The 21,713-nt window shown below is 63.1% G+C and carries 19 protein-coding genes and 1 tRNA gene; 7 read left to right on the top strand and 13 right to left on the bottom strand.

Features of this window, described 5'->3' with window-relative positions:
- Window positions 1–40 precede the first annotated feature (40 nt).
- The 3 genes from HU230_RS39180 to HU230_RS39170 are packed head-to-tail and all read left to right on the top strand — an operon-like array spanning window position 41 to window position 3,632.
- Window positions 41–1,171 (top strand): dsDNA nuclease domain-containing protein, encoded by a 1,131-nt coding sequence (locus HU230_RS39180; protein WP_176533645.1) that lies wholly within the window; start codon window positions 41–43, stop codon window positions 1,169–1,171.
- Complete coding sequence (locus HU230_RS39175; RefSeq protein WP_176533646.1) at window positions 1,168–1,725, top strand: hypothetical protein; 558 nt, start codon at window positions 1,168–1,170, stop codon at window positions 1,723–1,725. Before HU230_RS39180 ends, HU230_RS39175 begins: the two co-directional genes overlap by 4 nt.
- Entirely contained in the window at window positions 1,722–3,632 is a 1,911-nt protein-coding gene (locus tag HU230_RS39170; RefSeq protein ID WP_176533647.1) for a coiled-coil domain-containing protein, read from the top strand. The genes HU230_RS39175 and HU230_RS39170 overlap by 4 nt, the downstream gene beginning before the upstream one ends.
- Before the next feature lie 776 nt (window positions 3,633–4,408).
- On the opposite strand, the gene HU230_RS39165 is transcribed toward HU230_RS39170, so the two are convergent.
- Window positions 4,409–4,609, bottom strand: coding sequence for a hypothetical protein (locus HU230_RS39165; protein WP_176533648.1), 201 nt, complete (start codon window positions 4,607–4,609; stop codon window positions 4,409–4,411).
- Window positions 4,610–4,685: 76 nt separating this feature from the next.
- Between HU230_RS39165 and HU230_RS39160 the strand changes: the two genes are divergently transcribed.
- Complete coding sequence (locus HU230_RS39160; RefSeq protein WP_176533649.1) at window positions 4,686–4,904, top strand: helix-turn-helix domain-containing protein; 219 nt, start codon at window positions 4,686–4,688, stop codon at window positions 4,902–4,904.
- 15 nt (window positions 4,905–4,919) lie between these two features.
- Here HU230_RS39160 and tenA read toward each other — a convergent pair whose 3' ends face one another.
- The 4 genes from tenA to HU230_RS39140 form a co-directional block, all read right to left on the bottom strand.
- On the bottom strand, window positions 4,920–5,603 hold the full coding sequence (tenA, locus tag HU230_RS39155; RefSeq protein ID WP_176533650.1) for a thiaminase II: 684 nt from the start codon (window positions 5,601–5,603) through the stop codon (window positions 4,920–4,922).
- 364 nt (window positions 5,604–5,967) lie between these two features.
- Window positions 5,968–6,044, bottom strand: a tRNA-His gene (locus tag HU230_RS39150).
- A gap of 186 nt (window positions 6,045–6,230) precedes the next feature.
- On the bottom strand, window positions 6,231–6,668 hold the full coding sequence (locus HU230_RS39145) for a phasin (RefSeq protein WP_176533651.1): 438 nt from the start codon (window positions 6,666–6,668) through the stop codon (window positions 6,231–6,233).
- A gap of 268 nt (window positions 6,669–6,936) precedes the next feature.
- Window positions 6,937–7,335, bottom strand: a complete 399-nt coding sequence (locus HU230_RS39140; RefSeq protein ID WP_163151782.1) for a phasin family protein — start codon at window positions 7,333–7,335, stop codon at window positions 6,937–6,939.
- A gap of 360 nt (window positions 7,336–7,695) precedes the next feature.
- Here HU230_RS39140 and HU230_RS39135 point away from each other — a divergent pair, with 360 nt between their 5' ends.
- Window positions 7,696–11,598, top strand: coding sequence for a histidine kinase dimerization/phospho-acceptor domain-containing protein (locus HU230_RS39135; protein WP_176533652.1), 3,903 nt, complete (start codon window positions 7,696–7,698; stop codon window positions 11,596–11,598).
- 128 nt (window positions 11,599–11,726) lie between these two features.
- Complete coding sequence (locus tag HU230_RS39130; protein WP_176533653.1) at window positions 11,727–12,554, top strand: metallophosphoesterase family protein; 828 nt, start codon at window positions 11,727–11,729, stop codon at window positions 12,552–12,554.
- On the opposite strand, the gene HU230_RS39125 is transcribed toward HU230_RS39130, so the two are convergent.
- The 5 genes from HU230_RS39125 to HU230_RS39105 all read right to left on the bottom strand — a co-directional run bounded on the left by HU230_RS39125 (window position 12,493) and on the right by HU230_RS39105 (window position 18,100).
- On the bottom strand, window positions 12,493–12,978 hold the full coding sequence (locus tag HU230_RS39125) for a cyclic nucleotide-binding domain-containing protein (protein ID WP_176533654.1): 486 nt from the start codon (window positions 12,976–12,978) through the stop codon (window positions 12,493–12,495). The genes HU230_RS39130 and HU230_RS39125 overlap by 62 nt on opposite strands.
- Window positions 12,979–13,403: 425 nt before the next feature.
- Window positions 13,404–15,098: a vWA domain-containing protein gene (locus tag HU230_RS39120; RefSeq protein ID WP_176533655.1), complete on the bottom strand. Its 1,695-nt coding sequence runs from the start codon at window positions 15,096–15,098 to the stop codon at window positions 13,404–13,406.
- Window positions 15,099–15,453: 355 nt separating this feature from the next.
- Window positions 15,454–16,452: a carbon-nitrogen hydrolase family protein gene (locus HU230_RS39115; protein ID WP_224944034.1), complete on the bottom strand. Its 999-nt coding sequence runs from the start codon at window positions 16,450–16,452 to the stop codon at window positions 15,454–15,456.
- The gene (locus tag HU230_RS39110) at window positions 16,452–16,979 is read right to left on the bottom strand and encodes a Tautomerase enzyme (protein WP_176533657.1); all 528 of its coding nucleotides are present in this window, start codon (window positions 16,977–16,979) and stop codon (window positions 16,452–16,454) included. Before HU230_RS39110 ends, HU230_RS39115 begins: the two co-directional genes overlap by 1 nt.
- A 101-nt stretch (window positions 16,980–17,080) precedes the next feature.
- Complete coding sequence (locus HU230_RS39105; RefSeq protein ID WP_176533658.1) at window positions 17,081–18,100, bottom strand: GlxA family transcriptional regulator; 1,020 nt, start codon at window positions 18,098–18,100, stop codon at window positions 17,081–17,083.
- Between the two features lie 269 nt (window positions 18,101–18,369).
- Between HU230_RS39105 and HU230_RS39100 the strand changes: the two genes are divergently transcribed.
- A complete protein-coding gene (locus tag HU230_RS39100; RefSeq protein WP_176533659.1) occupies window positions 18,370–19,374 on the top strand; it encodes an IS30 family transposase in 1,005 nt (334 codons plus the stop codon).
- Window positions 19,375–19,437: 63 nt separating this feature from the next.
- Here the strand turns inward: HU230_RS39100 and HU230_RS39095 are convergent, their stop codons facing one another.
- The 3 genes from HU230_RS39095 to HU230_RS39085 form a co-directional block, all read right to left on the bottom strand.
- Window positions 19,438–20,082 carry a GNAT family N-acetyltransferase gene (locus HU230_RS39095; protein WP_176533660.1) on the bottom strand — a complete coding sequence of 215 codons (645 nt, stop codon included), beginning with the start codon at window positions 20,080–20,082 and terminating at the stop codon, window positions 19,438–19,440.
- A gap of 1 nt (window position 20,083) precedes the next feature.
- Window positions 20,084–20,734, bottom strand: a complete 651-nt coding sequence (locus HU230_RS39090; RefSeq protein ID WP_176533661.1) for a 3-oxoacid CoA-transferase subunit B — start codon at window positions 20,732–20,734, stop codon at window positions 20,084–20,086.
- 78 nt (window positions 20,735–20,812) lie between these two features.
- Entirely contained in the window at window positions 20,813–21,520 is a 708-nt protein-coding gene (locus HU230_RS39085) for a CoA transferase subunit A (protein ID WP_092123538.1), read from the bottom strand.
- Window positions 21,521–21,713: the final 193 nt, after the last annotated feature.

Here is a 21,713-nt window from a genome sequence, read left to right as displayed (position 1 = left end):
CGGCTATTCTAGCGATTTCCGCTAGGGGGCGTGGGGCCGGGTGGACTTAAAGACGTTGCCTTCAATTTTCGATCTGGAGCCACTTGAACACGGCGGGGCAATCGCGCGTGCTGGCTTTCTTTACCAAGATCATATCGCCGCGAAGTACTTCATCGAGATGCTCGGTGAACCTACGCTTGAGCAGGTTTGGTGCGAGACGCTTGATGACATCACGCTGATCCGCCGGCAAAACAACGGAACGCTTCTCGTCGAATTTGTGCAGGTGAAAGCAGCAGAACTATCGCAGATGTGGACGATCTCGCTGATCTGCGAAGAGAAACACCAATCGCTCGTCGGTCGCTCTCTGGCGCAACATAGGTGCGAAGAGCCTTGCAGGTTTCGGATCGTCAGCCGCACAGCGGTGCACGCCGAGCTAAGGATTCTGACATATGACCCGCTTGCAGATGAGCGGTGCATCGGCAATTCGTCGACTTGTGCCTTACATCGCCAAGTGGGCCATCGACTTGATGGCGTGCACTCGTTGGCAGGATGGTCGCCATCCAATTGGCTTGCCCACACTTCCTGGGACGTAGTCGGTTCTGAGGAGGCGGTGCAGCACGCGAACCTCCTATACCTTGAACGGTGGCTCGAGACCATTGGAGAACCCCTCTTCAGCGACCAGAGATCTGAACTTTACAGTCGGATTTTGAGTCGGATCGTGAGGCTATCTGCTCTGCCTCCCCATCAGCGTGAACAGCGGAAGCAGAGTCGTACTGAACTCCGAAGTTGGGTATTAAATGAAGTCCAGCGTGTGCGCGGCCAAATGCCAACGAAGGCTGGCGCCAATCTCAGGCAGAAATTGGAGTTAGCTGGGATACCGGCGTCTACGATCGAAAATGCATTGCGGCTACGCATTGGATTCCGCCAACGGATGCTAGACCCAAAGTATCAGCAATCGAGGGAATACGATTCAGCAGAGCTAGAGCTAACCGCGGTACTAAATCAGCTCGTGGCGCGACTAGATGCTGGATTCATCACGCAAAGCGGGCTGAAATTCCACGCAACTTGCCTGGATGCCGTGCTGGAGCTTCGAAACAAGTATGGCGAGATTGAGCTCAACGTCTTACAGGGCTGCATGTACACGATGACGGATCGATGCCGCCATCGATATTTGCCGACGGCCGTCCTATGAAAACCCTGAGGAACCTTGCTGGACGCCCCGCCGCCGCGCCGTTAGCGGCCGACGACGTATTAGAGTTTCACGCCGGGCGAATGTTGCTGCTCTTGGGCGTTTGTGGCGGCACCGCAGGCGCCATTAGCGGCCTGACCAAAATGGCAAAGCTCGACTTCTTTGTGCGGTATCCTGAATTTTTCAGTGCGGTCGCGTCGCGAGGGAAGTCGCCACGGCAAGAGGAGGCCGTGGAGGCTGCGATGGTACGCCATCACTATGGGCCCTGGGACAAGCGTTACTACCATCTGCTTGCGTATTTAGAAGCGCGACAGCTGATAACCGTTAGCCTTACGGGGGGCGCATATCGGATAGCTCTTACGGCTGCCGGCAAGATGGCTGCAAAGCAGCTCGCCGGCAGCGATGCCTTTGCCGATCTCCTGAAGCACATGCGACAAGTGAACGATAGATTTGGACGAAGTACCGGCAACCAACTGAAAACTCTAATCTATGAGACTTTTGGTGAAGAGGTGGCTGAGCAGGCATTAGGAACGGTCATCTCGGGGGGCCAGAGATGAGCAAGCGTCTTATCATCGAACAGATCGCGCGGACCAAGGTGGACGGGACGATCGAGAAGCTCGAATTCACCGATGGCGTCAACGCGATCGTCGGACCACAGAACACCGGGAAGAGTACCTGGCTCCGGATGTTTGATTTCTTGATGGCCGATGATGGAACCCCAATGGGGACATTCGATGAGGGATTGGTTGAGAAGTACAACGCGATTTCATCGCTTTTGCGGTTCGGTAGTTCGGTGGTCGAACTTGAGCGCCGGTGGAACGGACAAGGCACCCGCTCACAAATATTTTTAAATGGGGACCATATCCGGACCGAAGATGCTCAAACGCTTTTGCTAGAAGCTCTCGATATCCCGGTACTGCGATATCCTCAAGGCAACATATACGCCTCGGATCGAACATGGCCCACGCTCGGCTGGAGAAGCCTATTTCGGCACATTTACAGGCGGCAAGATTTTTGGAGCGATCTTGTCCCGCGGCAGCCTGAAAGCGAGCAACACGCCTGTTTGTTGCAGTTCCTTGGCCTCGCACAGCATCTGTTCTCCCCCGATCTGTCGTTACTTACCGACAAGAAAAAGAAGCTAACTCAGCTTGAGGTGCGGCGTGAGCAATTCAAGGAGTTGCTCCGCAAGCTCATGCCTGAAGTGATGGACCAGGCGGACGCAGACCTGGCCCGCGACGTCACACCTGGCTCAATAGCTGAAGCATCAGCGAGGATTGGGGTCGAGATCGACGGCCTAATTTCCGAACGTGCCGCCTTAGTCAAGCTTGTCCGAGAGCAGTCGCAACCCCAGGCAAGTAGACTAGACACAATCCTCGTAGAGAGGGTTGCAGCCCAAGACAAGCGCGATACGCTGCGCAGAGACTTGAATGCCGTACAGATGCGGATTGCAGAACTAGACCGCTACAGGAACGGTCTTGACAGAGAGGTTGTCCGTCTCGATCGGGCGGATGCTGCGGCACGCATCCTTGAAAACCTGAGAGTGACCCATTGTCCAGCCTGCGACCAATCGGTCGAAGGGCGGGACCACCACAGCCACAGTTGCTTCCTGTGTGGCCAGCCCAAAGAGAGAACAGAGGCGAATGCAGAAGCAGCGGTGCGGCGGCTGAAGTTCGAGCGCGACCAAATAGCGGCGGAGCGCACCGAAGCAGGCGAGCTTCTGATCGTAGCCGAACAAGAATTGCGTCAGAAATGTCTGGCGATCAACGATCTTGAGGCACGCCTAAATGAACTTGAGCAAACCTTACGGCCCTTCCAGGCATCCGCGTCCGCGGTAGTACCCGAAGAGCTTGCGCTCATAGACCAGCGCATTGGTGAATTGAACGCGAGACGCCAGACTATTGAAGCATTTCATAGTCCACTTGAGATGAGCGAGCGATTGACGGACGAAATCGCTCAGCTCCAATCTGAAATCAGAGGGTTGGAGCTCCGTGTCACAAAGAACGAGAACAAGATAGATTTTGACGAAGCTGGAGATCGTTTGAGCAGAGGATTCAACACATATTTGGACGCCATACGCGGTCGTGACCCCAATACCTGGACCGCAACAGGCGAAGTCTCCGCATTGATTAGCGACCGCCGAACCCAACTCAATATTGGCAGTAGGCCGGCACGATCAAAACTTGGCGGGACATTGACGATCTATTTTCTTTTCGCCTACCACTACGCTTTGCTGACTCTGAGCCGCTTTGCCAACTGCCACTATCCAGGGCTGACGATTCTTGATTTCATTCCAGACATCGCCGAAGAAGCGGCATTGGGATCACGATTGCACCTTGTACTCTCACCGTTCGTTGAGCTTTCCCACGACAAAGAGGTCGCACCTATACAGGTGATCGCGACCAGTCGCGCCCTCCCCAAGACGCCCGACATTAATTACATTGAGCTGACGGAAGTTTGGCGCTGAGCCAATTGGTTGATTTGGCGCAAGTGTCCCACCGTCCCAAACCCTAGGGGCCCGGACAGTGGGACCATTTGCTCAGGTCCGGCTCGCGGTCCGCTCCTCCTTCTTCAGGCGCTTGCACTTCCGTAGCAGCCGATGGACCGTTGGCTTGGGCATCTTGAGCTCTGCGGCGCTTTCGCCGCAGCACACTCGATCGAAGGGCTTGGGGCGTAGGCGCACGTCGCAATGCATGTCATTCGGATCGTGACCGCTCGCGCTCAATCGGCATTATAAAGAGCGACGGAGGAAAGTGGCTCAAGTTGAACTGCCGGCTCGTCTTTGTAGATGTCTTCCGAGTTCGTGGGCCTTACCGAATAGGCAACTCGTCTGAACGAGCAGCCGCATCGATTTCGCACCAGAAACGACCCAACCGAAGCGCAACGACGCGATCGGACTGAAACAAAAGACAGCAACATCAACGAAGCCGATCGCAATCCCGCCGCTCATAACGGTCCTGGTTGCAGGTTCGAATCCTGCCGCACATATGGGGAAATCGCCCGCGCTAGTTCTTGTGTAATGTCCTTCAATCTGCGGCTCTGCAGGCGCCATTGCTTCGTGCGCCTGAACGCCACGTGATAGCCGCGATTAGGTGGGCTTCGTTTCTGCCCAGTCTTCTAGGATGTTCTTCTAGCCAACCGCCAACTGCGGCTGCCCGGCTGAAGTCGTAATGAGCGCGCAAGAAACATTGCGACAACAGCAGCGAGAACGCAGACAATTTGCAACAACGTTCTGGTCGCCTTCTAGCGCTGGTGACCGAGCCGGACTCCGAGCTTGAGCGCCTTTTGGCGGAGTGAGCCTTCGGAGCGCTTTGTGAGCTTCGCAATTTTTGCAACCGGAGTCTTCGCTTTCGAGTGAGCGCGCAGCTCCTTCACGTCAGCCTTTGTGTATTCACGACGCACAGGTTTCTTCTTCGTAGCCTTCTTCTTTGCTTTCTTCGCCACTTTTAGCTCCTCGATTCGAGAGTGGGCGTACTAGCACAGCCGCATTGAGGCGCAACTCTCTATGAGTTGACTCAATATGCTGGCGCGACTGCTCTCGGAACGGCTGTCGGTTTCACCAGAGGAGGCAAGCGCCCTCATCGGGATCGGGCTGACCTCCATTCGCGAGGCGATCAGCACCAGTGACCTCAAGGCCAAGAAGCACGGGAGGCGTACGATCATCCTGCCGGACGATTTGAGAGTATGGCTTAAGACGCCGCCGGACGCCCGCAAGTCGATTGAAGTAAGCCCCGCTTAACGTCTTCCGAATGACTTACTGGCGCGTTGGCGAACTTATTCCCGCGCGCCAGCCCATCTCCCAAAAGTCTGCCTCGAGTCGGGTGGCTTCCTTGAATATCGCAATCAGCTCCGCCTCGCGGGCCGGCGTGGCGTAGAGATCGGCGAGAAGTTCCATGTGCGCCCGCGCTTTTGTCGCGACCTCTTGGTACGGTACGCCAGCGTACTCGGCGATCCAAACACGATAGGAGTTCGTCGCAGCATCCGCATCGGGTCGCGAGGCGAGCCGCGTTGCGATCTCCGCGTACCCGATCACGCAGGGGGCAAGCGCGACTTTGAGTGCCAGCAGATCGCCGCGCATACCTGCGTCGAGCACGTAGCGTGTATAGGCCAGCATCTCGACCGCCGGACGGGTTTGTTCAAGATCGCTCAGGGATAGACCCCAACCGGCACAGAGCTTCACATGCAAGTTCATCTCGACATCAAGGATGGCCGAAAGGCCGGCCGCTGCTTCACGCATGTCGGCAAGTTTGGGCGACTTGTAGACCGCGAGCGCGTAGGCGCGAGCAGACTCGATGAGGAACAGGTAGTCCTGAACGAGGTAGTGACGAAACGCCGCTTCGGGGAGCGAGCCGTCTGCCATTCCGTTCGTGAAGGGATGCTCGGTGTAAGCCCGCCACTCAGCGGATGCTTCTGTCTTTAAACGCTCGAAAAAACTCACGATCTTTTTCGCCTGGCTTGCTCTTAACCGTCTTTGACTCGCTACCAATAGCGCATTGCGAACCGGGTGACCTTGACATGCCGCCGCGATCAGCCGGTACGACGGCGTAGCAAGTTCGCTTGCCGTCGATCGCCGGGACTGTCGGGACTGACTTGCGTTCCCACGTTATCCCACCGCGAATCTCGCGAGGGCTGGGGAGCAATTTCATCAGGTTGAGCTTGTCGCAAACAGTACTCGAACCTGTGACCCTGCCATTACGAACGACTGTTTTTAGAACCAGAAAGCGTTCCGCCGCCGCGGTAGCTATATGGTAGCTAGCGGTTGTTAGAGCCCTGCGAAGGCCAGAGTAAGCTATTGATTTCGCTGGTACAGTTGGGTGGGCTCGAACCACCGACCTCCTGTTCCACAGACAGGCGCTCTAACCAACTGAGCTACAACTGCATCCTGACGCACGGCCCCGCAAAAAGGGGGCGGCGATTTTGGCGGAAACTAGGTGCAACGCCCGCCTTTGGCAAGGCCGTAACGCGCTGATTTCCGCTCTTATCTCGGGCCAATCCACGGCCCCGTCCAGCAAAAAGGCCCGGACCGCATCGGCCCGGGCCTTCCGCTATCTCATGCAGGCTGCGATCAGGCGGCCGGCTGCTGGTAGAACTTCGAGGCGCTGGCCTTGATCGGCTCGGCGGTCTCGCTGGCGACCTTCTGGCCGAGCTCGGCCAGTTCCTTGACCTGCGCGGTGTAGGTCTCGAACTGCTTGCGGGCGTGCGAGGTCCACAGCTCGACCGCTTCGGTCGGCGACTTCACGCTGAACAGCTCCTGGGCGAAGTCGAGCGAGGAGGTGGTGTTGGCCTTGAAGAACTCGATCAGCTTGGCCGAATACGCGGTGGCGCCCTTGTTCACCGAGGTGAACACGGCCTCGACCGTCGAGTTGTGAGTCTCGGCAGCGTCCTTGAACTTGGCGTAGCTGTCGCGGGCCTGCAGCACGCCCTTTTCAGCGAACGCGCGCATCTGCTCGGGAACCTCGAACGGGATGATCGAGGCGGAAAACGGATCGGACGGGTTGGTCATACGTGTAATCCTTCGCAACGGGTGAGTAGATGTGACCATTGCGGACGTCCCGGAGACACAAGGGCCGGAACGCTGAAATGGATCACGCTGCCTTGATTCACGGGATTGCCCTTCGTCGGGCGCGCCTAATAAACACCCATATCATGTCAATTTTGTGCAACGCAACGTATGATCGCGTGCAACGCCACATTTTTTATGCGGCGGAATATGGGGTTACCGCGCCCAACCAAGATTGGCCTGCCACAGTCCGTCAGCTCTCCATCAGCTCTTAGCTCTTGGGCTTGACCGCATCCATCGCGGCGCGGCTGACCGCCTGGCCCATTTCGCTGGCCTGCTCGGCGAGCGAGCGCATCTGGCCCTGCACATATTCGCTGTGCAACCGCATGACCTCGGTGAGGTCCTTGGCCTTGAGCAGCGACTGGGCGTAATCCAGCGACGACTGCACGTTCTTCTCGGCGTAGGACAGCGCCTTGGTGGAAAGGTCCTTGGCGCCGGCGCGCATCGTGGCGTTGCGCTCCTCGATCTTGCCGGCGGTGTCCCGCGCGTTGGTCACGAACTGCTCGAAAGCCTTGCGCGCCTGGTCGAAGCTCGCCTCCGCCATCGACCGCATGTCCTTGGGAATTTCGAATTTGGGGATCTCGAAATGGTCACGCCCGTTGTCGCTCATGGTCGCTCTCCCTCGCTTGGTGGTCGGCCCGCCGGTTGGCCTTGCGGGCCCAAGGCAGAATACAAGGTAGAATGGACGGCAGAACATATCGCGGCACTGCAATCGCAGGTATGACGCGGCGCCCTGGCTCCGCAACACGCTGTCGCAGCCGCCTCTCTCTGCCCGACAACGCCAAACGGCAGTGGATCGTTCAGCCAAGTTAACGTTATCCCGGCTTAAGCCGGGGCACCCTGGCCGCGGACATGGACCTGCCGCCCCCCAATTGCGATACTAACCTTCTGTTAAGGCTGTCGTCCTGCGGCCGCCGGCGCTCCGGCAAAGCTAAGGAAGAAGCCAAACCATGCGGTCAAATCTTGCGTGATGAGTGACGCGGAATTCCAGATCCAGGCGCTCGGCGATGTGAGGCTGGCGGACCATGCGTCGGGCGCCCTGCCGGCATGGCTGTGGTCGGCCGACGGCGCACGGATTCTGTGGGCCAATCCGGTCGGCGCGCAGGCATTCGGTGCCGCCAGTGGCGCCGAGCTGGCGAAGCGCGCCTTCGGCCCGGCCGATCCGCATCGCCGCCAGGTCGCGCGGCTCGGCCCCAGCCTCGACGCAGGCGGCGCGGTGCGGCTGGAGCGGCTGCGCGGCTTCGGCGCGGCGCCCGGCATGCTCGCGACCTGCGGCTGCAAGCGGATCGACCTGCCCGACGGCAGCCACGGCATCCTGATGAGCGCGCTCGATGCCTCTGGTCGCATCATGCCGCTCGCCGAGCGCTTGCTGCGGCTGGTGCAGGGGCTGGCGCGTCCGGCGGCCGCCTTCAACGGCGACGGACTTTTGGTCGCAACCAACGAGACGGCGCGTTCGCTGCCCGGCCTGCACGATCTCACTGAAGCCGGCCTCGATGCCGCGCGCGACGAAGCGCTGGCGCAGGGCCGCGCGGCGGCGAGCGTTGCGATCGGCCGCGTCGTGCTGCAGCGGATCGGCCGTGGCGCCGATCGCGCGTTGATCGCGCTGATCAAGCCGGCGGCGCATCTGGCCGCTAAACCGGCGGCACCGATCGTGCCCGAGCCGGTCGCGCCGGTAGCGGCAGCAGCGCCACAAGAGGCCGCAGCCATGGAGCCGCCGCCAGCGCCTGCCGCCGTCGAACCGCCAACAGCGCATGAAGAAGCCCCCGCGCCCACAAGCGAAGCGCCGGCCAGCTTCACGCTGTTCGATGCGCTCGACCCGCAGTTGGAAGAGCGCGTCGCGATCGAGCCGATCGTCAGCGTGACTGAATCCGAACCCGCGGGCATTGCTCCATCTCCCGCGTCGGAAGAGATGCACGTCGAGACCGCGCCCGCCGCGACCGTGGCATTCGACACCACGCCGGACGAAAGTCCCGCCGTCGAGGAGCCATTATCGGAAGCGCTGATCGAGGTGCCCGCTTGGCCGCAGGTCGAAGTGCCTGCGCAGCCTGCTCCACCGCTCGCGTCGGCAGAGCTGACGCATGCAGTGCAAGCACCGGTCGAGACCGCGCCTCTCGACACCGCGCCTGCCGAAACTGCCGCGGTCGAGGAACCGCTATCGGAAGCGCTGATCGAGGTGCCCGCTGCGGCACCGATCGAAGCGCCCAAGCCGGAGCCCACGCTCGATCTCGAAGAGACCGCACACGCACCGGCTCCAGAAATATCGGCGCCACCGGCCGAGCCCGTGCCCTCGCCCTATGTGATCGCGGATGCGCCACTTCCTCCGCCTGCCGCCGAACCGGCGCCTGCGACGCTGGCGCCGATGACGTCGCCATCCTGGCTCGACGAGCCGCCGCCGGTGCGGCGGCATCCGCTGCGCTTCATGTGGCAGATGGACCATGAGGCCCGCTTCTCGCTCGGCTCCGACGAATTCACCCGCCTGATCGGCCTGCACACTGCGGCAGGCTTGGGCCGTCTCTGGAGCGACATCGCCGAGAGCTTTGGCCTCGATCCCGAGGGCCGCGTCCTCAAGGCGGTCGCCAGCCGCGATACCTGGAGCGGCATCACGCTGCACTGGCCGGTCGACGGCGGCGGCCGGCTGCCGGTCGAACTGTCCGGCCTGCCGGTGTTCGATCGTTCCAGGAATTTCGCCGGCTACCGCGGCTTTGGTGTGTGTCGCGACCTCGACGGGCTTGCGCGACTCGCCGCATTGCGCCGCTATGAGTTCTTCAGCGGCTCGATCGCGCCGCGATCGCTGTCGGCCGATGTAGCGCCGGCGCCGCGCACCGCCGCGCCGCCTGGGCCAACCGCGCCGCATGATGTTTCTCCGCCGCCCGACCCGACCGCAGCACCGCCCGAGGAATTGACCGAGCCGACAGCAGCAGAGACTTCACACCAAGCCGATCCGGATCACGCCGTGGAAACGCCCCAAGAAACGACCGGAGAAGCGAACGGAGGAACGCACGACGTGCGTCACGACCCGCCGCAGAACGTGGTGCAGTTCCGCCCCGCCGGCGACAACCGGCCGCCGTCGCTGACGCCGGTCGAGAACAACGCCTTCAACGAGCTCGCCCGCCAATTGTCGGCGCGGCTCGAGAGCGAGGCCGGCCTCACCGCGACGACGAACGAGCGCGCCACCACGGAGGCGGTTGCCGAAGAGCCGCCCGCCAGCGAACCGCCGCAGGAGGCGGATACGCCGCGGCCGCAAGAGACGGTCGCGCAGCTGGAGACGCCGGCCAACCTGCCGAAGGCCGGTTGGCTCGCCGCGACGGAACCTGCACCGCGCGGAGAGTCCCGCCGCGACCGCGCGCTGCTCGATCTCCTGCCGGTGGGCATCCTGATCTACCGGCTTGACCGCCTGCTCTATGCCAACCACGCCTTCCTCGCCCGCATGGGCTATGACAGCCTGCACGCGCTGGAAGCCGGCGGCGGGCTCGACGCGCTCTATGTCGAGCCCGGCGTCTCGCGGGCAAGCAGCACCTCCGGCACCGGCACGCCGGTGACGATCTCCGCGAACCAGAATGACGACAACCCGGCTGGGTCGGTGTCCGCAGAGGCACGGCTGCACACCATCACCTGGGACGACGATTCCGCGCTGGCGTTGATCTTCTCGCGCACACTGGACGAAGACGCCGCGATAGCGGCCGCTCTGTCCGATCCGGAGCCCGATCCCGAGCCCGTGGCTGCCGCCGAGCCGATGCTTGCGCCACTACCGCCGCAGGCCGGCCACGCCGACGCCGAGGAGCTCGGCGCGATCCTCGACACGGCGGCCGAAGGCATCATCATGTTCGATGCCGAGGGTAACATCCATTCCTGCAACCGCAGCGCGGAGGCGCTGTTCGGCTATGACGGCGACGAGTTCGTCACGCATAATCTCGCCGACCTGTTCGCGCCGGAAAGCCAGCACGGCATCTTCGACTATCTCACGAGCGTGAAATCGGCCGGCGTCGCCAGCCTGCTCGATCACGGCCGCGAGACGCTCGGCCGCGTGCGCCAGGGCGGCATCATCCCGCTGTCGGTGACGATGGGCCGCACCCGCGCCGACGGGCCGAATTTCTTCGCCGTGTTCCGCGATCTCTCGCAGACCAAAAAGAGCGAGGGCGAATTGCGCGAGGCGCGGCGGCTCGCCGAACGCGCCGCGAACGCCAAATCCGACATGCTGGCGCGGATCAGCCACGAGCTGCGCACGCCGCTCAACGCCATCATCGGCTTTGCCGAGGTGATGATCGGCGAGCGCTTCGGCGCGCTCGGCAACGAGCGCTATGTCGAATACATGAAGGACATCCGCGCCTCCGGCGAGCGGGTGATCGCGATCGTCAATGACCTGCTCGATCTGTCGCGGATCGAGACCGGCAAGCTCGACCTCGCCTTCACCAGCCAGAATCTCAACGAGATGGTGGAGAGCTGTGTCGCCGTGATGCAGCCGCAGGCCAATCGCGAGCGCATCATCATCCGCACCTCGCTCGCGCACACGCTGCCGCCGGTGGTCGCCGACGCCCGCGCGCTGCGCCAGATTACGCTGAACCTGATCGGCAACTCGATCCATCTCGCCAATGCCGGCGGCCAGGTGATCGTCTCGACCGCGCTGTCGGATTTCGGCGAAGTGATGCTGCGCGTGCGCGACACCGGCCAGAGCCTCAACGACAACGAGGTCGCCGCCGCGCTGGAGCCGTTCCGCGCACCGACGCCGTCCGATCAGGCCGGCTCCGGCGGCGTCAGCCTGTCGCTGACCAAGGCGCTGGTCGAAGCCAACCGCGCCAAATTCCAGATCCGCACCGGCGGCCGCACCGGCACGCTGATCGAAGTGACATTCGCCCACGCCGCAGCAAGGGTGTAAGCGGGCGCGGTGCGGGAATCTGTCGCGGCGGATCGTCGCGACGCGGCATAAATCTTGCTGCAATTCAGCTTGTTTGAATTCATTGCCGTGCGGTCCCGCCCGTTTTCCGGGCATTCGGGTTTTCACCAATGCGCTGTCTCGTCGTCGCCGACCTGCATTATTCATTGCCGCAGTTTGACTGGCTGCTGGCGGCCGCGCCGCAATTCGATCTGGTGATCTTCGCCGGCGATGCGCTCAACCTCGGCTCGGCGGTCGATTTCCGCGCCCAGATCGTCGTCGTCAAGAAATACCTCGCGCGCCTCGCCAGTCTCACGCGCGTGATCTTCTGCTCGGGCAATCATGATCTCGACGAGCGCAACGCGGAGGGCGAGAAGGTTGCGCGATGGGTCGCCGCCGTCAGGGAATTCGGCGTGGCCTGCGACGGCGACAATCTGACCATCGGCGACACGCTGTTCACGGTGTGCCCGTGGTGGGACGGCCCGATGGTCAAGGCGCGGATCGACGAGCAGCTGCGCGAGGCAGCCGCCATCCCGCACCGCCGCTGGGTCTGGGTGCATCACGCCCCGCCGGCGGATTCCCCGATCAGCTGGGGTGGCAAGCGCTTCTTCGGCGACGTCGAGCTGCTGGGCTGGATCGAACGCCACCACCCGGCGATGGTGATCTCGGGCCATGTGCATCAATCGCCGTTCATCCCGAACGGCTCGTGGTTCGACCGGATCGGGACGACCTGGGTGTTCAACACCGGCCTGCAGTCCGGCCGGCCGCCGGTCTACATCGTGCTCGATCTCACCCAGGAGAAGGTTTTCTGGCTCGCCGCCGGCGACGCGCAGATCGTCGATCTCAACGCCCCCATGCATCGGCCGGCAACGCCGCTCGGCGAGGCGCCCGACTGGCTCACATCCTTGGATCGGATTGCCGATCCGAGCCTGGCGCGACCTGCATCGGCGGCAGGTTGATCATGCTCTGCAGCACTTCGCTGACCATCGCCAGATGGGTGCCGTGATCGGCATATTGATGCATCAGATCGGCAAGATAGGTCGTGGCGACATGCAGCCGTTGCGCCAGGAGCTGCGCGATCAGCAGCGCCAGCGCAGGCTGCTCCCGCAGGAACGACGCCGCATCGTCGAACTCGTACAGGACGCAGTCGGACGCCGTGCGCACCTTTGCGCTGTGCGGTCTGTCGAGCAGAACACTCATCTCACCGAACACCGCGCCGGGCTCGTCGATCACCGCGACCAGACTGTCGCCCTTCACGACTTCCACCTTGCCCTCGAGCAGCACGAACAGATGACCTGTCTGGCCGCCCTCCTCGATGAAATCCGTGCCGGCCGGCAGGCTGCGCCTGTTGCCGCCGGTGCAGTGATCAAGGATCGCTCGCATGCCGTTTCGCCTCCGTCTGCAGTCAGGCTAGGCGGAGATGCGGCCAAGGTGAACGGGATTAGCCGGGCGGTATGCCCAAATTGTCGGCAGGCTCGAACGACGGATGACCTTGCCGAGATCACGTGGCCGAAGCTCGACGAGAGCCACACTTCGCGCCTCTCCTCAGTTGGGGTCGCTCCGGCGGAAGGGTTCCCTCCCCCCTTGCGGGGGAGGGTTAGGGAGAGGGGTAGCCATACGGCAAGCTCTCTCCATCTGCAGAACGATACGCAGTGCGATTGCGAAAGCAAAGCTCTCGTCAATCATCTCGCCCGGAGCTCACCCCTCTCCCCACCCTCCCCCGCAAGGAGGGAGGGAGCCTGAAAAGCGTGCTCACCTCACAAAGACACGAGCCTGCACACAAGCACCCGCGACGACGACCTGCCACACTACTGCTTGATCTCCAGCGTCTGGCGCTTGCCGGCGGCGATCGAGAACGGCTTTTCCGCCTTCTGGCCGTCGGCATAGGTGGCGACCGCGACGTAGTCGCCGGCGCTGAGCGCGACGTTGGTGGTCGCCTCATAGCTCACCGAGACGCGCTTGCGCTCGTCATTGATGTCGCGCTCGGCACCGTAGATGTCGATCTCCTGGGCGCCGTCGGCCTTGATCCCGACCACGCCGGCGTTGAGGTTGACATTGATCCGGGTCGGCGCGCCGGACTTCACCTCCGCGCGCGCCGTGCCCTTGGCCTCGCCGACCGTCACCATCACCTCGTAGCTGCCGCCGGGCAGATCGAACTTCGATTCGGCGTCGTATTCCTGCGCGACCTTCTCGCCCTCGTCACCGTCGGCCTCGGCCGGCTGGTGCACGGCAACCACGAGGTCCTTCTCGACCTTGGGGCCGCCCTCGGCATACGTGGTGGTGACGATCAGCTTGCCGACATCGAGGGTAAGCTGGACGTTGCTGGAGTCACCCGCGGCGACTACGAACGGCTTGCTGGTCTTCGACTGCCCTTTGGTCAGGGTCAGCGTATAATTGCCCGCAGCGAGCACGAAGCGCGGCACCGCGTCGTATTCCTGCGCGATCAGTCTGCCGCCCTTGTCGGAGACCTGCCAGACCACGTCGTCGACCTTGCCCGCGCCGCCCGCCACCGAGCCCTCGCTGGTGACGTAGCCGGCATTGAGGATGACGTCGAGCATCGCGGGCTTGCCGTTCTCGACCTTGAGCGGAAACTCGCGCTTGAGCTGCCGGTAGCTCACCTCCACGATGTAATCGCCGGGCGCGACGTTATCGGCGAACGGCGCACCGTAGAAGGTGTTGACGTGCTCGCCCTTCTCGCCTCCGGCGCGATTGTAGATGCCCCAGTTGACGTCCTCGTCGCTGATCGGATCGAGCCCTTCGGCGAGCCGCGCCACGCCGCGAAGGTTCTTGCCGAGATACGGATCGGCGGCCGCCGGCTTTGCCGGCGCCTCGCTTGCGACCTTGGTGCCTTGCGTCGCCGCCACCGCCTTGGTCAGTGCGCCGGTCAGGCTCGCGGCGTTGCCGGCATCGAGATAGACGCCGCCGGTCGCGCGCGCGATGCATTGCAGCTGGCTCTTTGCCGCGGGATCGGCGACGTCGAGGCCGATAACATGGGCGGTGAAGCCGATGCCAGCCTTCTTCAGCTCGGCCGCGGCCGCGCACGGATCCGGCGCGCAGGTCTCGATCCCGTCAGAGACCAGGATCACATTGGCCTTGTTCTCGGTCGAGTGCAGCGCCTCGGCGGCGGCACGGAGCGAATCCGAGATTGGCGTCTTGCCCTTCGGGTTGATGCCGTCGATCGCGGCCTTGATCCTCGCCGGATCGAACTTGCTGACCGGCACCATCAGCTCGATGTCCTTGCAGTCACCCTTCGAGCGGTGGCCATAGACCATCACGCCGAGACGATCGGCGGGATTCCATTTCGACAGGATGGCATCGACCGCCTGTCGTGCAGCGGAGATCTTGCTCTGCCCATCGACCAGACCCCACATCGAGCCGGATGCATCGAGCACGAGAATGGTGTCGGTCCCCTGCGCTTGCGCCTGGGCGCCATGAAGTGACAGCAACGCCAGGCCAAGCGACAGCAGGCCGGCAACGAACGAGCAGCGAAAAACCTTAATCACGGATCGATCCTCGATGATGGAGACAATCGGAGGGCAAAGACGGCTGCGGCGGCGGGCATGTCGTGAGATCATTCGCGCCTTGCCACAGCTACGCCCTCCTTCGATCCGGATTTTGTTTTTTGTTGGCCGGATTGCTGATGCGATACACTTCCGGCGTGCACGCGACGAAACGCCAAAATGTCTTTGATTGGCGTCACTTGCGTCTGAGCATTTGGACTATTGCGACAAGCATTTGGCCTGATGCGACACGCAGATGGCGACTAAATTGCTTCCAGAGTTGCGCGCATCGCGCGCGTCGGGCGTGAGCGTCATCACAGATGACGCTGCTTTGCGCGCTGCCGTGCACTAGATCGCACTACTCCCACATGTCCGGCGCGACGCGCCCGGCGAAGCCGCAATCGATGACCCGATCCTGTCGATCACGGTCGACGATCAGTCGCATCAGGTCCGGGCGCGAGTAGTGGCCGCCGATATCGCATAGCGCCTTGGCGGCGAGAACAACCTCCCGCGATCCGTCAGCGATCAGGATGCTCTCACCTTGCGCCGGCCCCGCGATAATCTCACCGCGTGGATCGATGATCACGCTGTCGCCGCTGTACTCGATCGTCGACAGCTCGCGATAGCGTTCGGGCGTCGCCTCGTGCGACCGCATGCCGCCCACGGCGATGACGTAGCAACCCGCCTGGGACGCGAACGCGCGTGACAGCAGGAGCTGTCGCGGCCACAGCGGCGTGGGTGCCGGCGGTGCCACGGCGGGCTCTCGTCCCGGCCACGCGGCGACGTGGATCTGCGTTCCCTGCGCCGCCAGCGCATAGCCGGGCAACATGGTGTTGTGCTCCCAGCAATTGAGCCCGCTGATCCTGCCATAGGGCCGCTCATGAACCCGCAGGCCGACCGCGTCACCATCGGCCCACACCGAACGCTCGTTGAAGGTCGGCTTGAGCTTGCGATGACGGCCGAGAATCCGCCCCTCGCGGCCAATGAACAGCAGCGTGCAGTAGACCGTGCCCTTCGTTACTGCGTCGCGTTCGGCAACGCCGATCACGACATCGATCCCGGCGCCCTCTGCGGCATCGCAGAGCCGGTCGGTGGCCGGCGATGGAATCTCGACGGCGCTATCGAGATATTCCGCCATGGCGCGAAAGGTGCTCGGACCGGTCGGTGCATGACAGAAGAACGGATAGCCCGGCAGCCAGGTCTCGCCGAACGCGGCGATCGTTGCCCCCATGGCACCGGCCTCGCGGATCAGGCGACAGGCCTTCTCCACCGACGCCTCGCGATCGAACGGTACCGCGGCGGCCTGGATCGCCGCGAGCCTGAAATGCGTGTCCATTGCCATGGCCGGGTGCCGCATCACGCGACGCCCTTGCGGGCGGCATCGAGCGCACCCGCAAGCAGCTCGAGCGCCTTGACGCGCCGTCGCCGTGCAAGGCGTTCTTCGCCGACCTTGCGTTCATGCTCGCCGGCGATGAAGGCCTGGATGTCCGGCAGCAGACGAATGACGCCGCGGCTGCCCCACTGGCCATCCGGTATCTCGGTCGGAAACACCCAGACTTGCGGCGCCACATCCTCGTACGAACCACCGTCAGCGCGTACCACGGCAGCGGTCACGTCCTTCACCAAAGCCGCACGCGAGACTTCGGTGTACTGCCCCTCGGGCACCGTCGGCACGATGCGATAGCGTGGCGACGGCGACGGCTCGCCCGCCACGTAGACGGCGGCCGGCCGATGCAGGAACACGACGGTGACGCCTTGCGCAACCTTGTTGGCCGGGTCGAATCCCTCGTGACCGATCAGGATATCGCCGAGCTCCTTGATGAGCCGCGCTTCCGCTGCCGGCTTCAGGGCTCCTTCGGGAATTGTGACGTCGATCATCGGCATTGAGAGACCTCCTGTTGTTGCCAGCATGAGTCTATGCGCGAGGTGCTTCCGGCAGCAGTGGCAGTATCGCCATTCTCAGGGCAAATTCGGACACGGCGTCGTCAGCCGGCAGGCGCCATGCGCGCGGTGACACGCGCAAATCGGCGCTGGTATTCGCGCGGCGAAAGCCCGGTTTCGCGCTTGAACAGGCGGCGAAAGGTCGACAGATCGTTGTAGCCGACACGCGCACTGACCGCGTCGAGCTTCAGCCGCCGGGATTCGATCAGGCGCTTGGCCACATCGACGCGCAGCGCCTGCAGATATTGCAGCGGGGCCTCGCCGACCGCGAGCTTGAAGCGGCGGTTCAGGGTGCGTTCGCTGACCGAAAGGTCGCGGGCCAGCCTGGCGAGGCTGAAGCCCCGGTGCAGCGACTTCTCCATCAGGCTTTGCGCCTGCGCCACCAGCGCGTCGGAATGCTGGGTGTCGTGCGTGCGGCTGGCATAGGACGCCTGCGAGACGCGATTGCCGTCGATCAGCATCAGCTTGCCGGTCTCGGCGGCCAGATCGGCGCCGGCGAACTTCTCGACCAGCCGAATCGCAAGATTGAGCGAGGTGGTCACCGCGCCCGAGCAGACGATCCGGTTCTGCTCGGTGAGGATCTCGGCGACGCGCAGATCCACCGCCGGGTAACGCATCGCGAAGGTCCGCCCCTTCGCCCAATGGGTGGTCGCGACCCGGCCGTCGAGCAGGCCGGCTTCGGCGAGGATGAAGCTGCCGGTGCAATAGGATGCGAGCAGGGTGCCGCGCTCATGTTGCCGCCGCAGCGCGGCGAGCAACGGCTCGACCGTATCGAGCCGGGCGAAGAAGCGCTCGATGTCGCCGACGAACGGTCCGGGGATCACCACCGCATCCGCCGCAGACCGCGCGCTGATCGGTCCATCGACGCCGATGATTTGGCCGGACGCGGTCTGCACCGGCCGGCCATCGAGTGACTCGACGCGCCACCGCAGCTGGGACAGCTTGCCGTTGTGGCGCTGCGGTCGCTTCGCCGCCACCGAATTGGCGGCAGTGAACACGTCGACAATACCCGCGACGCCCGAAGCGAGGATTCCATCATAGACCCAAATCCGGATGAGTGGCATATCTGTGGCCGATCTTGCACAAGATGAGGCAATTCTGCCATCGCGCGCGCGAGCCGGCAAGCGACGGGCGCCGCGCCTTGACGCGGATGTATGACTCATCGGCCAAGCAACACACTGGGTGTCGTCCCGGCGAAGGCCGGGACCCATGACCACCGATGCGAATTGTTATGCGCGATCGCAACGACGAGTCCCGCCTTTAACATCCGCCGCGGCGTATGGGTCCCTTGGGTTCACGACACAAGTGCAACACCTGCTAGGGTGTTGTGGCGATGGGACAATGTTATGGCCAGCTCAGCCTTGAAGAGCGCGTTGAGATTTACCACCTGCATGCAGGCGGTAAATCTCAAAACGATATTGCGTCTGCGCTTGACCGCGCGACGTCGACGATAAGTCGGGAGCTGAAGCGCAACTCGCGGCCTACCAAGGTCTGGAAGGGCGGTTACGAACCGGTCCGGGCTCAACAATTGGCCGAACGTCGGCGACGGCAGGATGGCCGCTTCAAGCTGGCGCGCCAGCCGGCCCTGCGGGACTGCGTCGGCAAAAGCCTTGCGATGGGACATTCGCCGGAGCAGATCGCTGGTCGACTGGCGCGAGAACATGGTCGCGTCATGATCAGCCACGAGTCAATCTATCGTTTCATCTATCATTGTACGGCCCAGAAGGATTACTGGCACCGCCTGCTGCCGCGCCATAAACTCAGGCGAGGGCGCCGGCGACGCCCAGGCGGCAGCCCTGCCAGCTTCATTAAACAACGGCGCTCGATCGATGAACGACCCTCCGAGGTCGAAGGCCGCGGGACGCCGGGTCATTGGGAAGCCGACTTCATGCTGTTCGCGCGATATGGCCAAGGATTGCTGGTTCTCCACGAGCGACAAACCCGCTTCAGCATCGTGCTGCACCCACGCGATGGGAAAGCTGTCCTCACCGCTCGGACCATCGCCCGTCAACTCGGCAAGCTTCCACAGGCGATCCGTAAAACCATCAGCTTCGACAACGGAACCGAGTTCGCCGAGCATCACAGGCTTCACAACGCCCTCGGCGTCCAAACCTTCTTCTGCGATCCCCATAGTCCCTGGCAAAAAGGCGGCGTGGAAAACTCCATCGGGCGCTTACGACGCTCTCTGCCACGCAAAACTGACCTCAGGTTCATCACGGCAGCCGCCCTCAGGCGCCTCGCTCAGCGCCTCAACGATACCCCACGCAAATGCCTCGACTTCAAGACACCCGCCGAGGCATTCTCCAAACTCAAATCAATCGTTGCACTTCAAACGTGACTCCATCTCCCGGCTTTCGCCGGGACGACAGATGCATATGCGGCACCGTTCGCCGGGCCCCCCTCAGATCCCCCGCGCAAATCGGCGAAAGCCCGGCGCGCCGGTCAGAGCTTCGAACGCCGCGTCGCGCTTCTCCTCGGCGAAGGCAAAGCCGGCCATGGTGTAGCAGCGCTCGGCCGCCTCGTTGCCGATCACGAACGAGATCGATGCCCGCGAATAGCCGGCGGCCTTGCCGTCGGCGAGCGCGCGGCCGATCAGGGCCTGCACCAGGCCGCCGCCGCGATGCGACGCTTCGGCTGCGACGTGCTCGATCAGCCAGTCGCCCTCGCCGCCCTGGACCCAGCAATTGCGGGCATAGCCGCCGCGCGCGACGATGCCGTCAGCATCGGCACCGGTCTCGGCCGCGACCTCCTCGATCGCGGCGCGTGCAGCGACGACCGTTCCGGATGCAGGCATGGCGCACAGCGCGGCAGCCGGCACACCGTCGACCTCAGCGATCAGGAAATGGGCGACATGGTACCATGACCGCACCCGCGCCACGGCGAGCCGCGCCATGAAAGCGAGGCATTCCCCCTCCGGCCGGTCGAGCGCGATGTCGAACCAGCCGCGCGGCAACGGGCCGCGCTGCGCGGCCAGCACGATGCGGGCGATGAAGCCGGCGTCGTCGGATCGTGCGGGACGGATCGTGGATCGTCCCGCGCCGGTCATCTCAGGTGTTCGTCAGCGCGACGCGGAATTCCGCCTCGGTCTTGGCCTTGACCTCGTCGAGCGTGACGCCGTCGGCGAGCTCGATGAGCGCCATGCCGCCCTTACCGTGCTTGTCGATGGTGAACACCGCAAGGTCGGTCACGACCATGTCGACCACGCGCTCGCCGGTCAGCGGCAGGTTGCATTGCTTGAGCAGCTTCGCGCCGTCCTTGGCGGAATGCTCCATCACGACCACGACGCGCTTGACGCCGGCGACGAGGTCCATGGCGCCGCCCATGCCCTTCACCATCTTGCCGGGGATCATCCAGTTGGCGAGATCGCCGTTCTGCGCCACCTGCATGGCGCCGAGGATCGATAGATCGATATGACCGCCGCGCACCATGCCGAAGGAATCGGCCGACGAGAAATAGCTGGTCGACGGCAATTCGCTCACGGTCTGCTTGCCGGCATTGATGAGGTCGGCGTCCACCTCGTCCTCATAAGGGAACGGTCCCATGCCGAGCATGCCGTTCTCGCTCTGCAGGTTCACGTCGACGCCGTCGGGGATGTAGTTCGAGACCAGCGTCGGGATGCCGATGCCGAGATTGACGTAATAGCCGTCGCGCAACTCCTTGGCGGCGCGGGCGGCCATCTGTTCACGGGTCCAGGCCATGAGGCTCTCCTGAAGAGTTATGTCTTAGTTGCGCATGATCTTGCCGGAAAACCGGTGCCCGGTTTTCCGGATCATGCGTTAGGCGGCGGGCCGCGGGCGGGTGTTGCGGAACTCGATCCGCTTCTTGCCGGTCCCGACCTCGATGATGCGTTTGACGAAAATGCCGGGGGTGTGGATGTGGTCCGGGTCGATCTCGCCGGCCGGCACCAGATGCTCGACCTCGGCGACAGTGACCTTCGCGGCGGTCGCCATCATCGGGTTAAAGTTGCGCGCGGTCTTGCGGTAGACGAGGTTGCCGGCGGTGTCGCCCTTCCAGGCATGCACGATGGCGACGTCGGCGAACAGGCCGCGTTCCATGATGTACTTCTCGCCGTCGAATTCCTTCACTTCCTTGCCTTCTGCGATCAGCGTGCCGACGCCGGTCTTGGTGTAGAAGGCCGGGATTCCGGCGCCGCCGGCGCGGATGCGCTCGGCCAGCGTGCCCTGCGGGTTGAACTCGAGTTCGAGCTCGCCGGCGAGATATTGCTGGGCGAACAGCTTGTTCTCGCCGACATAGGACGAGATCATCTTCTTGATCTGGCGCGTCTCCAGCAGCCGGCTGAGGCCGATGCCGTCGACGCCGGCATTGTTGGAGACGACCGTCAGGCCCTTGACGCCGGAATCGCGGATCGCATCCGACAGGGTCTCGGCGATGCCGCAGAGGCCGAAGCCGCCCGACATGATCATCATGCCGTCCTTGAGGAGACCATCGAGTGCCGATTTGGCGTCGGGATAAACCTTGTTCATGCAATGAATACCTGATGGAGGGCGCGGAACGGCTCTGTCCAGCGGATTATTAGGCGAAATCTTCGCGATGCGTCAATCACGGCCCCGTGCGGCGACGGGCGGCGGCCTGCGACATCAACATGGCCTTGAAAGCGACAAGAAAACCCTTCAAGTTGCGTGGGTTGGCACCGGCTTCCATTGCGCAGCCGGCAGT

The organism is Bradyrhizobium quebecense, from assembly GCF_013373795.3.
Lineage (GTDB): Bacteria > Pseudomonadota > Alphaproteobacteria > Rhizobiales > Xanthobacteraceae > Bradyrhizobium > Bradyrhizobium quebecense.
This window is presented reverse-complemented; position numbering and strand designations above follow the sequence as displayed.